The organism is Methanoculleus thermophilus, assembly GCF_001571405.1.
Lineage (GTDB): Archaea > Halobacteriota > Methanomicrobia > Methanomicrobiales > Methanoculleaceae > Methanoculleus > Methanoculleus thermophilus.
Window position 1 is genome coordinate 45,942 of the sequence record NZ_BCNX01000004.1, and the last position, 14,224, is coordinate 60,165.

8 protein-coding genes are annotated in these 14,224 nt (G+C 57.0%); 1 reads left to right on the forward strand and 7 read right to left on the reverse strand.

What is annotated here, in order from left to right; all coding sequences use genetic code 11:
* Positions 1-2: 2 nt before the first annotated feature.
* From MCUTH_RS02140 to MCUTH_RS02155, 4 genes are read right to left on the reverse strand one after another with little or no spacing between them, the layout of a single operon-like run.
* Positions 3-1,199, reverse strand: coding sequence for a purple acid phosphatase family protein (locus MCUTH_RS02140; RefSeq protein WP_083524724.1), 1,197 nt, complete (start codon positions 1,197-1,199; stop codon positions 3-5).
* Entirely contained in the window at positions 1,196-3,724 is a 2,529-nt protein-coding gene (locus MCUTH_RS02145) for a PEGA domain-containing protein (RefSeq protein WP_066954873.1), read from the reverse strand. Before MCUTH_RS02145 ends, MCUTH_RS02140 begins: the two co-directional genes overlap by 4 nt.
* 33 nt (positions 3,725-3,757) lie before the next feature.
* On the reverse strand, positions 3,758-4,870 hold the full coding sequence (locus MCUTH_RS02150) for a hypothetical protein (RefSeq protein WP_150468692.1): 1,113 nt from the start codon (positions 4,868-4,870) through the stop codon (positions 3,758-3,760).
* A 12-nt stretch (positions 4,871-4,882) separates the two neighbouring features.
* A complete protein-coding gene (locus MCUTH_RS02155) occupies positions 4,883-7,516 on the reverse strand; it encodes a PT domain-containing protein (RefSeq protein WP_150468691.1) in 2,634 nt (877 codons plus the stop codon).
* A gap of 364 nt (positions 7,517-7,880) precedes the next feature.
* Between MCUTH_RS02155 and cas1 the strand changes: the two genes are divergently transcribed.
* Positions 7,881-8,816 (forward strand): CRISPR-associated endonuclease Cas1, encoded by a 936-nt coding sequence (gene cas1 / locus MCUTH_RS02160; protein WP_066954882.1) that lies wholly within the window; start codon positions 7,881-7,883, stop codon positions 8,814-8,816.
* Here cas1 and MCUTH_RS02165 read toward each other — a convergent pair.
* From MCUTH_RS02165 to glmM, 3 genes are all read right to left on the reverse strand, one after another.
* Positions 8,798-9,088, reverse strand: coding sequence for an acylphosphatase (locus MCUTH_RS02165; RefSeq protein ID WP_066954885.1), 291 nt, complete (start codon positions 9,086-9,088; stop codon positions 8,798-8,800). The two genes, cas1 and MCUTH_RS02165, sit on opposite strands and share 19 nt — an antisense overlap.
* Positions 9,085-12,651, reverse strand: a complete 3,567-nt coding sequence (locus MCUTH_RS02170) for a hypothetical protein (protein ID WP_066954888.1) — start codon at positions 12,649-12,651, stop codon at positions 9,085-9,087. The genes MCUTH_RS02165 and MCUTH_RS02170 overlap by 4 nt, the downstream gene beginning before the upstream one ends.
* Before the next feature lie 213 nt (positions 12,652-12,864).
* Positions 12,865-14,223 (reverse strand): phosphoglucosamine mutase, encoded by a 1,359-nt coding sequence (gene glmM / locus MCUTH_RS02175; RefSeq protein WP_066954891.1) that lies wholly within the window; start codon positions 14,221-14,223, stop codon positions 12,865-12,867.
* Between the last annotated feature and the right edge of the window lies 1 nt (position 14,224).

Genomic DNA, 14,224 nt, shown 5'->3' on the forward strand with positions numbered 1-14,224 from the left:
TATCATCTCCATAATTCTGAGAATTCGGATAAACCAGGGAGGGATATCAGCACCTCCCACCACTCGTCGGATGCAGGTGCCGAAAGGCGGACGGTGTCGATGACGGTTTCTCTTGGGTACATCGTCACCTCGCCGTTCTCTGCGAACTCCGCAACCGGCACCATCTCCATAATAACCGATTCCGGATTCACGGTGACCCGGATATATCCGAGGGTCTCTTCACGGCTCATCTGGTACCCTTTTGGTTTATCATCGGCGAGCGGGTAGAACGGTGCACCGCCGCACCCAATAACGATGTATTCCGTCCCTTCAATCCGGTAACGCTCGTAAGCATGGGTGTGTGCGTTATATACGGCGTTCACGCCGTTTTCAGAGAGGATGTCGCACCATTCGTCCCGGATCGCCAGGTTTCCTCCGGGTGATTTCCGGTCAGCGGTGAACGGTGGGTGGTGGAACGCTGCGAACTTCCAGGGTGAGGAGGATGCAAGGTCTCTCCTGAGCCATGCGGTCTGCGAGCCCATATCCGTCCATGCCCAGTCGTTGCTGTCAAGGACTGTCACATGGAGGCTGCCGGCATCGAAGGAGTAGTATGTCGGGAGAGAGAAGATGGCGGTGAAGACCTCTGCCGATCCTTCGTGGTTGCCCGCCACCGGGACCAGGGTTGTGTTCCCAAGCATCGGCCCCGCGGCTGCGAAGAACTCATCCCACTCGTCCTCCTCGCAGACGAAATCACCGGTATGAATGACGAAAAGGACATCCTCCTCTGCGGCTATCCTCTCCGCCACCAGACCGTGCCGCTCGGCCTGAGTGAAGAAGGGTTTTTGAGCCCGGGTGTCACCGTATACGATGCAGACGAACGATTGATCCCCGAATGTCCGAAACCTGCAGTCCTCTGTTGTTTCGTTCCCGATGCCGACACGGTAGCGGTAGGTGGTCGCCGGGGTAAGATTGGTGAGAAGCACATGGTGCATGCTCTCCTTCTCTGGAGAGGCTATGCGCTGGTAAGTCCCGCCACCCTCGGCTACGTACTCCACCCACCCCTCATCGGCAGAGGTCGTCTTCCAGCTGACCACCGCTGATTTATCCATGGTGTTTGTGACATACGGCCCCCAGATGATGGCGGCAGATGCCACCGGGAGGATGAGTGCGAGCAGCATGACCGTTACCACTACCAGACGGACACTCCGCCACCGGCTCATGGATTACCCTCCTTCAGGACCACCATGCACCGGGCTGTCTCCCCTGGTGTCACCAATACATCCATGACGGTCTTTGAGGCGTTCTCAGTGACGACCCGGACTTCATAGGTTCCGATGCTCATCCCCGTGAAGGTATGGGGCGTCTTTTCTCCGGTGTATCGGCCGTAGAGGTAGATCCGCCCATCCCGGACCGTGCTCTCGACGTGGAGATTCCCATTGGTGTACTCTCTGAGCGTGCATGTGACAGCCCCTCCGGTCTCGGCTCCCTCCGGGATCGTGATTGTATCTTCAGCGGGAATATACCCTGGTTTTGACACAAGGATGCGGTGCTGGCCGGGGGAGAGGCCTTCCACTCTGCACGGGGTAACCTCCCCTGTGGGGAACCCATCGATGAAGACTGCGGCGCCTCTGGGGCTTGAGTCGATCCTGAGCGGGACGGTGCTGCCGCTCCAGGGTTTTACTATGAACGTCTGACCGCTCTCAAGGGAGTTGGGAATCCTGTACGAGAGGTAGGTGCCATTCTGGGACACGGTGATCCAGGACTTCGGTCCATCGACCACGGCCTCCCCCGGGATGGTGCCTGGAGGGTAGCGTCCGTTCACTGTGAACTTTGCACCGCGATAATCCTCTGAATCTATCTTGACTGTCTTTTTGGTGATGATGGCTACGCCGTCAAGGCGGACAGGCGTGATCGCGTCCGGATAAACCCAGGCCTGAACGGTCTCGAAGTGGAAGTCGGAATCTTTGCCGCTCCGGCCGGGTTCAGTCTCTTCAACCCCGATGCTGTGCAGGCCTTCACGGAGGCCGTAGACGACATGTGGCGTCTGCCAGACCTGTCTTTTGTTGTCTATGACGATCGTCATACCCGGGGGATACGATTCGATGTAGAGCCCACCTGAGTGGTTTTTCGTGTTCAGGACGTCACCTGGTGTCGGTTTAGGAGGTGCAGGGGTGCCTGTCGGCGAGGAGGTTGCGATGTATTCGTCCGGGGTGGGAGTGCTCTCCGGCCCCTGCGTGGTCGGCAGGTCTTCCTCTGCCTCGAAGAACGGGAACACCGTGGCCAGGAGGTTGAGAACTGCGGCGATGAATGCCTCCAGGGGATTCTGTGTGGGGTGTGTGGTTGAGGTTCCATCCCGGCCTGCGGAGGCGTTCGCTCCTGTTTTACCGTCTACAGGGGAGAGGATCATCTCGAGGGTGCTGGATTCACCTGACTTCACAATGACGGTTCTGGTGACATTTCTGTAACCCGGCATCACGAGCTCGATCGTATGCTCTCCGGCAGGAACCGCATCCAGGGTTGCGTTGGTTCGGGTTCCCGTCTCCTTACCATCAATGAGGATGCTTGCGTTCGTTGGGACCGATGAGATGAATATACTCCCTGTTCCAGGGGTGACTTCGGTCGGGGTGGTGTTTTCAGAGAAGAGAACCAGGTCGATGGTGGTACACTCATCCTTCTCGACGACGACTTTCTGGGTGGCGTTTCGATATCCTGGCAGCACGAGCTCGACCATATGCTCACCGACAGGGACTTCTTCCAGGACCGCGTCAGTAAAGAGTCCTGTAACGTTGCCATCGAGGAGGATGCTCGCGTTGGTCGGGATCGTGGAGACGGCAATGCTTCCCGTCTCCGGGGTGAGGTTGAACGCGGCTTCCACGACCGTGTTTGCAACGACGTTGATCCAAACCTCGTCCGGTTGGATATATCCCTCTTTCTCGACCCTGACAGAATGTGTCCCGACCTCGATACCGGAGAGGGTGCAGGGAGTCGTATAACCGGTCTCTTCGTCGTCGATATAGACGACGGCCCCGGTGGGAGTTGAGTTTACGCGGATACTCCCGGTGGCCTCTTCTTCGCTGTAGATAATGACTTCACTCACAGACTGTACGGAGAGGCCTGTGGTTGTTGGATACTTCCCGTTGTAGAAATACCAGTACTCTGGATCGAAACATTCGCGCATATCCGTGACACCGAATGCATGGATCCCGTAGGGATTGGTCGATGTATCCGCGAAGAAGACAAGACGCATGCCGGTGTAGTAATCGGGGACGTAACCCTCATCGGCCTTATACCAGGTGATGACCATCGGCCCCTGCCGGGACTCCGGCTCGTAGACGTTCCGGTATGGGAACTCTCTTGACATCCCGTCTATCGCCTTGACTCTGACTATCTCACCTTCCTTCATCCCGCCTACGAGATCGCAGATGTCGGCGAGATTGGTTCCCTTCACCGCGCCCATATCCTTCTCTTCGACATTGGTATCCTCTTCAGGATTCCAGGGATCCCCCACAAAGACAGGCCCCTGGTGGTAGTAATGGGTCTCGCCGTCGCCCTGGACCGGGAGGTTCGCCTCAAGCCAGCGGTAATCGACTGTCTTCTCCCCGAGAACAGTAACGCCATCGGCTGCATACCTGACGACGTGAAGTTCGGTAGTGGCTGCAGTTACCGGGGCTACCAGTGCGAGGAGGATGCAGAGCGCAAAGAGGATTGTGTGCGGGGCCGTACCCCGCCGGTGCGTAATTACCATGCGTTGCTCCTTCTTGTCGCGAAAAAAGTGGGGTTACTTTCTCCTCATGAGGAGGGACGCTGCAAGTGCGATGACCAGCACGATGATGACGACCAGCGCCCAGGTCGGGAGTGCCGGGCCGGGTTCCCCGGCAGGTTCCCCGCCTGGAGTTACGGTGCCCTCAGCTCCTGCTGCCACCGTCTCCGGAGCGGTCCACACCAGGGCATAGATGCTGAAGTGTGAGACCTCTGCGGTGATCGTCCGCGTGGCGGGGTTCACCGTGGCGGCAATCTCCTGCCACTCGCCGCTCTCCGGGTTGTACCACATCACTTTCGGCGTGACACCTTCCTCGATCCGCGCCCACTCCTCGGCGGAGAGTGTGTAGGTGAGGAGTACCGGCGGGTCAAAGGTGGCGCCAGCAGGTCCGCACCTGAGCGCGACAGCGATGGTTGTTCCCGGCGGCGCCGGGGGAACTTCCGCGGGGGCGACCTTCGTGCAGGTCACTTCGGTAAGTGGGTTGCCTGCGCTGTCACGGGCGATGGTGCCCTCCTGTATCGTTACGGCGCCGACTTTGTCGTCGGTCCTGACCATCACTGACTCAAGCACCACCCCGGTCGATGACGTTGTGAGGGACGCGCTCTCGGTGAATACTTCCGGAGCGAGAGGAGCGTTCGGGTCGTAGGTTACCTCCGACCCGGGGTTTTTGGAGGAGGACCCTCCGCTGCCGGGACCGCTACCCCCTCCGCCCCCTCCTCCGCCGCCAGTGCTGGAAGTGGGGGTCGGCGTGGGCGTGATGGCGACTGCGCTCAGATCGAGGGCGGTCACCGCTCCGGATCTGAAGGTCGCTGTCTCCTGTGCGGCAACGCCGTTGACGTAGAACGTTATAATCGCCCCCTCCTGATCCGCGGTTCCCGTGACGATCAGACGGTTTCCGAGGCTTTCGTCGGGACTACCGTACTTTCCGGCATCCGTCGTTTGGATCGAGCCGCATTCGGTTCCGCCGATTTTTGCGGTGATCACGGTGCCGGCCGGTGCGGGAGATCCGCCGATCGTCACGTCTCCGTAAAACGCATGAGGCAGGACGGGGGGGGTGCCCCCGGCCGCCGCAGCCGCACCGGCCACGAGGCCGAGGAGGAGAATCAACGCGATGCCGTCTCGTATTTTCACCCTAGATCCCCCTCAGGCACTGATGCCCGCGAGCGTATCTGCTTCGGTCATGTAGATCCAGTAGCCCTGCATGGGCTGCATCATGCGCTCATCGCCGTGCCGGCCGTCGGCACCGCGGATGATCGATACCCCGTATTGCTGGACCTTCGCATCGTAGCCGATCAGGGTCGTCCAGTGGTCCCCGAGGGAGAGCAGGGTGTTTGCCGCTGACTCGGGGACGGTATCCGTGAAACCGATCGCATTCCAGCCTTTGCTGAGGGCCTTTGTCGGCGGGAGACCCGGCTCCCCGGAAGCGAAGATCAGGGGGACGGTGCAGGCCTCATTTGAGTAGACCCAGACGCCATCGAGCGGCCGGAATACGTCGGTCGAGGCTACGTCGTCCCACTTCTGCTCCAGGGCGTCATAGATCAGGATCGAGTTGCCCGCGGTATCGACAGTGTCAAAGAAGATCGCGAACGTGTTACTACCGTCGGCGAGCCGCTTGGGTGTCGAGACGAAGTTCCAGCCCGGTTCAAGCGAGATCACCGCGTCGGCCGTAGGCGGCTCTGCAATAATCGGCACACCCTCCAGGACGATCTCGTCGATGCTTCCGACCTTCTGCTTGTTGGAGGTCAGGGCGGAACCGACGAGTTTCAAGGGCCAGGGCGGTTTATCGCCGTCTTTGGGCAGCGGAGCGCCGTTGAGCTCGTCCGCTACGATGATGTTGTTGTTCCGTTTGACGAACGAACTGTGGAAGGTGGCGGAGAAGTCGTCATCGGTGCCTTTGATGCCATCCGGACCGTAATCGATGACGGTCACGTTGTAGCCTGCGTCTGCGAGGGTCTCATTGAAGCATTCTGTCCCGTAGTCATGGCTGTTCGCGTCGTCGACATAGCCGCAGAGGAGCCAGAGCGGCATTCCGGACCAGACGTCGTCGCCGTCGATCCATGTCGCGCCGTGTCCGGCCATGGCGCAGGCTTTGCCCTGTTCAAAGTAGGATCGGGTGATGGTCACGTTGATGGCGCCCGTCAGGATGAGGTTCCAGTCCTCCCGTGGTGCCTCATGGATCTCGATGGTTGCGACCTTCTGGTTGGAGCATCCGGCCGCTGAGGGGTAGTGGACACCGGCGTGATCGTAGTAGTGCCAGTATGGCTCGGCGAGGCATGCCCGCATGTCGTCGGCGCCAAAGACACCATCAGGGGAGTTGAAGAAGAGGCGCATACCCTCTTTGTATTCCGGCACGTACTTGCCGTTAGCCCACCAGGCGACGATAGGCTCGCCCTGCCGGTCGAGCGGCTCGTAGAGGTTGGTGTAGTTCATCTTTACCTCGTAGCCGTCGGATGCTATGAGGCAGACCTCACCACCCTCTGGAACCCCGCCAACGAGGTCACAGAGGTACCTGATTGCGGTCCCCCTTACAACATTATCGACCTTGCCGGGGTTTTTGTCTTCATCGGGGTTCCAGAGATCGTTCGGGTCGAATGTCGGGCCCTGGAACCGGAGCCGGACGCCGTCGTCACCGCCGATGATTGGGAACCGCTCCATCATCTCCTGGTAGGTGATCGTCGTCTCGTTCACAATGGTCACGCCGTCGGAGGCATACTTCACAACGCGTATCTCGGTTGTCCCACCATTTGGGGGCGGCGGGGTTGACCCTGCCTCTACACCGATCCGGATCGCCACGACGCCTTTTGCGCTGAGGTCACTGTTGACACCCGATCCGACCAGCCGCAGCGGCCATTGAGCATCGCTTGGGTCCAGCACAGCGCCGTTGACCTTGTAGCCAAGGATGAAATTGTTGTTGTCGATCCCGATCGAACTGTTGAAGGTCGTTTCACGTCCATCGATACTGATCAGGGTGATGTCATACCCTGCTGCTGCAAGTGCACTGTTGAACGCAGCGGAGGACATTCCGTAATTCCAGTCGTCGATCGCACCGATGATGTAGCGAAGCGGCATCCCTTCCCAGGTGTTGCTCTTGTGATCGGGGCCGGTTGCCCTATGGGACGACATGCTTGAGATCGTCTCCTCATAGTCGCTCCTGGGCAGGACAACGTTTCGGACACCGATGAGCGCGAGCGTCCAGTCGTCCTCGTCGATCTCGACGGTTGCGTTGATGATGGCGGTTGCAGTATCGGGGTTCGAACCGCTGCCGTAGTAGAAGGTGACTACGTCGCCGTCACTCAATTCCACGACGTTTAAGGCGCTTGTGTTGTCTGCGATTCCGTCATTGAGAACACCATTGACGTAACAGAACCACTCCTCGCTGCCTTTCTGATAACTCTCGATACCGTCGAGAAGGAAGATTCTCATTTCGGCGTATTTTTTGTCGGTCACGTTGTAGACCCAGCCTTCAGACTCCGCAATCGCATGCAAAACGCCGAGCGGGGTTGGGTTCATGACCGCATAACTCTTCCCGGAGTTGTATGCCGTCAGGACAAATGCCCCCCTTGGAAGCGTCACAGTTCCGTCAAAGAGGACTTCGGGTTCAGTTCCCGTTGTCGAAAATAGCGTTGGTGCCGCACTCAGGGACTCCGTCGGTGCGTCAACAGGCTCTTCCGTTGGTGTTCCTGTTGGCTCTTCCACCGGTGGATCAACAGACTCTTCCGTCGGTGTTGCCTGAGGCGTCTCCATCGCCGTCACCTCAGGAGTCACCGTATCATTCACAGTGCTCTCCCCGGGAGCCACGTTCCCGGGTGGGAACGCCTCCCCGGCTGCCGGCAGAACCAGCAGCGAACATATCACCAGTACAAATAAAATGTACTGCACTGATTTCCCGGTTCGTTTCATGAGATCAACCCGTTTTTGTTCATGTCTTTTCCCAGACCCCTGCCTGAGGAAATAACACTTTAAACTGGGAGTTGAGATGTAAAAACGTTACAGTTAATTAACTTACTTAAGTTAACTATATTACATTTATTCGATTCGGTCAAACCCCTTCAACTCAAGCCCCGGTAAGATCTCGCCAGATCCGGCATATCGATGCATTAATCACCAGAAACTGCCCAACACTCATTTCTAGAGTGATCGGATGACGGCGGCGGTACCCTGGCTCCCCGTCCTCGGCAACGGAGGGCACATCAAAGCGACGACACACGAACTGGTCATTGCATACGGGAATAAGACCCAGCGGTATCCCATCCAGGAGGTGAAGCACCTCCTGGTCGTCGGCGGCCATACCCTGCACACCTCAGCGGTGACGAACCTTCTCAAAGCCGGCGCTGTCATCACCTTCTTTGATGTCGACGGCACGCCCGTAGGACACCTCTCCCCCTACGGCTATCAGCCGGATGAGAGGGTGCGCCGCGCTCAGGAGCAGGCTTCGCCCCACCGGTTTGCGCAGTCTCTTGCAACGGCCAGCCTCCAGTCCCGGCTCCTCCTCCTTGAGGAACTCTACGGCCTCACCGGGCAGGATATCTTCTATGCAGGCGAACTCGACTTCCTCTACCAGGCCCGGGAGGAGCTTGCAGCCTCGGTCACCATGGATGAACTGCGGAGGCTCTCCCGCCTGACCAGCGATATGTACTATGAGATCCTCTCCCGCACGCTTCCGCCGGAGCTCGGGTTCCGGCGCAGGGCAGGCCGACCATACCAGGACCCAGTCAATGCCATGTTTTCACTGGGGTATGCAATGCTTTACGGCAACTGTTCTGTCTCTCTGATCGGGGCCCATCTCAATCTCGATCATGGCATGCTCCATGTGGGTCCAGGAAGCCTCGTCTACGATCTCATGGAACCGCTCAAAGCCACGATGGTGGACCGTACCGTCCTCCGATTTGTCCGAAGCGAGATCACGGATAAAGATTACGAGCGCAGTGAAAAACGATGTTACCTTGATGCGAACTTCTCATCCCGACTGGTTGCAGCGCTCCGTGAGTCTATCGACCAATCTCGAATCGATGCGCAGGTGCGTATCCTGCTGGATGCGCTTCTTACGAACGCGGAGTTTCATGTACTGTACTGGTAACCGCCCCGCTGAATAATGAACCCCGGGTATGGGGCTGCAGGGGAGATCTCCTGCTGCGAGAGGTCTCTGATGACGACCCGGGGGCACCCATACAGCATGGAGACGAACTTGTCGAGGATGACGGGTTCGCCGGTCGCAGTGATCAATACCGTCCCGTCAGGGAGGTTCATCACCTCCCCGCCGACGCCGAGATTGGTCGCAATCTTCTTGATGCACGCACGAAACCCAACGCCCTGGACTCGTCCCGATATCCGGATCTCGATCGTCTTCACAGCCAGTGCTCCTGGATGATCCTCATCGACATATCAAGTTCGTCGTAGACCTCGTCGCGGATTGTCGAGTCGCGAATATTGAGCGCCTCGCCCACAGCCATATCGAGGAGCTCCCTGGATCGGTCCTCGTAGCGCTCTGCATAAAGCCGGCATGCCATATCCCCGAGGACAAAGGCGCGTCGTGAGAGCGGTCTGATAATCCGTGCCTCTTCAAGCGCGCAAAGCAGCATTCTATCTGCAACCTCATGCTGCATTGCGCTCCTGGCGATGAGGTAGAGTTCCGTGTAGTATGTCGCTCGTTTTGCTCGATCCGGTACCGCGCGTATTGCCCGATCAAGCGCGACCATATCCTTCGTGGTGTAATTGCCGTTCCGGATCTTGTCTCGACAATCCAGGATCCTGCCATAAACCGTGTTCTTCCACGATTGGGGCATCTCCTGTTCGAGCTGAACCATCAGGTTGTATCGGATCCTGTCGTCGTCAATTGCGGAGACGATATCGACAGCCCGTTGTTGAATGATTGGTTTTCCGCTCTTCCGGTAGAACGAGAAGAGCATCTGGGCCATTCGTTGGCGGGTCATGGAGACGATGAATGGTATCTGTACGTATCCCGCAGTTTTCTCCATGCCGTCCAGCAGTTCGTCGATCTCTTCTTCATCTCCGTAGGTTTCAGCGAACTGCGCCACATCGTAGAGCATCGAGAGCCGGATATACGGGGAAGGGATGCTCACCACGGTGTGGCACATGGCCGAGAGGATCTCTTTTCGCTGTGTTGGTTCGCTGACCATATCAAAGACTGCAGCAAGGGCGTCCACATACTCGACCGGATCCTCGATCCCGCTGACCTGCTCAATTGCCCAGTCTATGTCCTGCTCCTGCCGGTTGATGGCGTTGATGCTTCTTGCAGCATAAATCAGGTTCTTCCTGATGAATGCCTCCTGTTCCGGTCCGACCAACTCGAGCATACCCTGTGCCTCGGTGAGGTAACCTCTTGCCGCATCGTGATCGATCCCGGCCATAAGCCCAGCAAGGTCGGAGAGCATGATTGCACTGATGGACGGCTCGGTGATGGTGCCGATGGTCTCATGCAGTCTTTTGATGATCTTTTCAGCCCGCTCGGCATTACCGAGGGCCGAGTAGGCGCTTACAATCCGGTACATCCCGGAGTATCGCGCATAGACATCGCCGGTGTGCTCGAGGAGACGGTACATCAACTCTAGGACCTGCGATGATGCAGTAGCTCCTTCGATCCCCTCGAGTAGATATGCAGTCACCTCGTAGGGGTCGGCCGAATCAAATTCTTTGACGTAATCGGTGAAGAACGTGAGGAGACGCTGGATCATGGCGGTCCGCTCATACTCTCCCTCTATCTCCAGGGAAAAGAGAGTCATAGGGACAGCAAAGATTGGACTCCTGTAGATCTGCGTATACTCGAGCATAATGTCGACGTAACTTGCTATCTTGATCGAGATCTCTTCACGCGGCGTATTGGTCTTGAGGAGATTGAGCGCAATTTCGAACGGCTCCATCATATTCTCAAAGATCTTGGCTTTCCCCTGGGAGAGCTGGTCTGCTGCCTGCAGGCTCCCAACGCGGACATAACCCTCGATGAGCGGATCAATCAACTGCCGCTGCAGGGAAGGATCGGTGATCTGTGAGAGTATCTGGGTTGCCTCATCGAGCGCCCGGAGCGAGAGCTGCTCGATTCCATACATGATCAGGCCGTGGATAACCTTGCCCATCGTGAAGAGACAGTAGTCCCGCTCCAGGAGTGATGAGGTAAGAACCCGCATCCCGTGGAGAAGGTCGAGGTCACTGTCCTCCACCGCGAGTATGGCTGCCTGGTCCACGATGCCGCCCAGCGCCTCTGCTCTGGCCCGCTGGTCCATGATCTCGCAGGTAAGCCCGGTTGAGCGCCGGAGAAGATCCCGGTCTTTCCGGGAGACCCCGGTCCGAGCCATCTCGACGACGATGGCCGAGATCGCCTGTTCACGCAGGGCCTGTTCCTCAATCTGGCTTACGAGATCCACAAGGGCGGATGGATCCTTCTGGCGAACGAACCCACGCTCGAGCAGGATGTTGTTGCACTCAAAGAGCAGATTGTCCTGCGCATGGTGCGGCCTGACAAGTTCTTTTATAGCCGGTATGTGCCTGACGACCTCGTCAAAGTCATACTCTTTGCAGAAGTCGGTCACCGCCTGGTGTACCAGCGAGTCGGCGATATCGATCTCCAGTGTGGCGAGGACATTCTCGCGAATGAGTTCGATCTCATCACGTCGGATCCCCTCTTTGATCAGGCGGACACTGGTATCGAAAAATTGGGCGTTGATCCTCTCTACCCTGGTGCTGGCTTTCCTCATGACCTCGATTGCATGATAGAAGTCACCCATCCGCGAGAGTGCGTCGGTGATCTGCCGATAGAGATGGGCAGCCTTTGCTGGGTCGCAGGACTCATCGATGAGCGGTATGATATCAAGGAGGATGGTCGGGTTCCCGCTCTTCTCGACGACCGCAATCCCGGAGAGCACGATCTCTTCAATGGGAAGTTGGGTCTCCACTCCGCCCCGGGCATTGAACTCGAACGCCTTCTCGAGGAACCAGCGCTCACCACTCCGCTCTGCCTTCTTTAAGAGCTCGATGACGAGGGTCTGACCTGCCCATGGCTTTTCGTCGTTGATCTTGAGCAGTTTGGTGTAGATCTGCTTCTTGTCCCGCTGGCGGTCGAGGAGATGTTCGGTCAGGATCGCGAGGACCTCTGTGCGCCGCTCATCCGTGATATCCGGGAGTGAGTCTATAATCCGCTCAATATCGGATATCTCTTTTTTAAGTGAGGATTTCCAGGCGGCATCCACAATATCTGCGATTGAATTGGTCCTCCGGATCTTTTGGTTGATCTCGGTGGCGCTTGCAAGACCCCGAATTACAAGGTCAATATTGCCGGACTCGATGCCGAAACCGGCGATCGCCCGGACGATATCGGCGTGGAGCTGTGATTGTTTAGATATATCGTTGATCTCAGAGAGTAACTGGAGAGCGTGCTGCATGATCTCGATATTCTGGTATTTCTGTCCGTACTGAATGAGGAGCGGGATTATATCGGAGAGTATTGCAGAGCGGTATTTACGAATGCTGATATTGTCAAATGTTTCCCCCCCTTTCTCGATATAGTGGATGTCTCCAGTATCGACTGCTGTCTGTATAAAGTCACGGGAGATCTCGGCGAGGATGTCGGACTGATGGCTCTTACGGTCAAGTTTGTCGATCAGGGTGAAGATTGCATTAAACCATGCTTCATCCTTATTCTGGATGTAAAGCGTGGTAGCACGCCGGATCAGGGAAAATATTTCATCTTTGGTCGGCTCGACGAGTTGACTTAAGAATTCTGGCTGGTTTCCTTCGAATGCAGCCTCAGTCAGGGCTGCGTTCATCTGCTCGTAGAGTGATTTCCTCTCCTTTCGTGTCTGGGTCTCTGAGATATCTGAAACTACCTTTTCAAGTTCACGCAGATCACCGGAAGAGATAGCCGAACTAATCTTCTGTTTTATCTGCAGTTTTCCGTTCATTTCAATCAACGCTCCCCAATGGCTTCTGCATCATGCATATTCATCATCAGATATATAGGTTGCCCCCCTCCAGCAAGAAATTTTTTTATGGAGAATTAGTGAGATCTTCCAAAATACTGGGGATATGTTAGATGATAAGAGTCTCTTGCTGCACCCTGAATGAAATGCTTATAGCAGGTTGGACTCATCTAACAAGACTCGATAAGGAAGTGATTATGCCTTCTTGATGGCCTGTATGACCTCCTGATACATGCTCTTTGCAACGTCTGGATCTTTTGATTCTATCATAATCCTGATCATCGGTTCCGTGCCTGACGCCCGCACCAGTGCCCAGACGCCGTCTCTGATGATCTTAATGCCATCAATCTTCTCGATGGTCTCCCCTGAAAATGCCTTTTCGATAGCGCGGACCAGCGTGGCAGGATCCTCTGTGTGATACTTCTCTTTGACCAGATGGTATGCTGGAAGTTCGTCGAGAATATCCGAGAGCCTTTTGCCGCGGTTATCCGCGAGAACTGCGACCATCATCGCGGCAGTCATGCCTCCGTCCCGGCAGAACTGGTGATCGGAATAGATCAGGCCGCCGTTTCCCTCACCCCCAAAGGAGACTTTCTTTCCCTTACCGATCAGTTCGATCATCCTGCGTGCGACATAGATGCTTCCCACGGGAGTATAATCAACACTGCACCCGTGTTTCTGCGCGATATCCTGGATAAGCCTGGAGGTGGCGACCGGGGTGACGATGAGTCCGCCGGGATTCCTGCGGCAGACGTAGTCCTCGATCAGGCCAAACTCGTAGTTCTCTTCTATATAGCGTCCTTTGTTATCGACAAAGACCGCCCGGTCGGCGTCACCGTCGTGCGCCACGCCAAAGTCGGCCCCCGTGGCGACAACCATCTCAGAGAGTGGTTTGAGCCCTTCGGGGGTCGGTTCGGGCAGCCGGCCCGGGAAGGTGCCATCGAGCTGGGCGTTGATGGTATGGACCCGGCAGCCCATCCTTGAGAGAATTATCGGTGTGGTTAACGCCGCAGGTCCGGAGCCCGGGTCGACGACGACGGTTATCCCCTCCCCGATCCCTGCCGGGAAGTGTTCCACAATGGCCTGGATGTACTCGTTGAGCCTCTCGGGGGCTGCGGTCTCTCTCCCCACGCTGTCCCAGGTGGCTGTCTCAAACAGATTGTTAAAGAACCGGTCCTCGAGCTGGATGATCTCATCATCGGACATCTCGGTACCGTCTGCCTCGATGATCTTGACACCGTTGTACTCTGGTGGGTTGTGGGATGCGGTTATCATCGCGCCGCCGGCAAACTCGTTGGTCTTTATGATATACTGCAGGGCCGGGGTGGGTAGAATGCCCATATCCACCACATCGCACCCGGTCATGAGGAGCCCGGCCTTGAGGGCGTGGACCAGGGCCTCGCCGGACGTCCGTGTATCTCTGCCGACTGCGATCGTTCCTTTTCTCATCGATCCGAGTGCGGCGCCGATCTTGAGGACAAGGGCCGGTGTCATCCTCTCACCGATCACGCCCCGCACCCCGTTCGTTCCAAACATTCGTTTTCCGTTTCGCATC

What these genes read in the sequence shown, in the direction of transcription:
- MCUTH_RS02140 (WP_083524724.1), bottom strand. Translation starts at nt 1,199, where the DNA reads ATGAGCCGGTGGCGGAGTGTCCGTCTGGTAGTGGTAACGGTCATGCTG.
- MCUTH_RS02145 (WP_066954873.1), bottom strand. Translation starts at nt 3,724, where the DNA reads ATGGTAATTACGCACCGGCGGGGTACGGCCCCGCACACAATCCTCTTT.
- cas1 (WP_066954882.1), top strand. Translation starts at nt 7,881, where the DNA reads ATGACGGCGGCGGTACCCTGGCTCCCCGTCCTCGGCAACGGAGGGCAC.
- MCUTH_RS02170 (WP_066954888.1), bottom strand. Translation starts at nt 12,651, where the DNA reads ATGAACGGAAAACTGCAGATAAAACAGAAGATTAGTTCGGCTATCTCT.
- glmM (WP_066954891.1), bottom strand. Translation starts at nt 14,223, where the DNA reads ATGCGAAACGGAAAACGAATGTTTGGAACGAACGGGGTGCGGGGCGTG.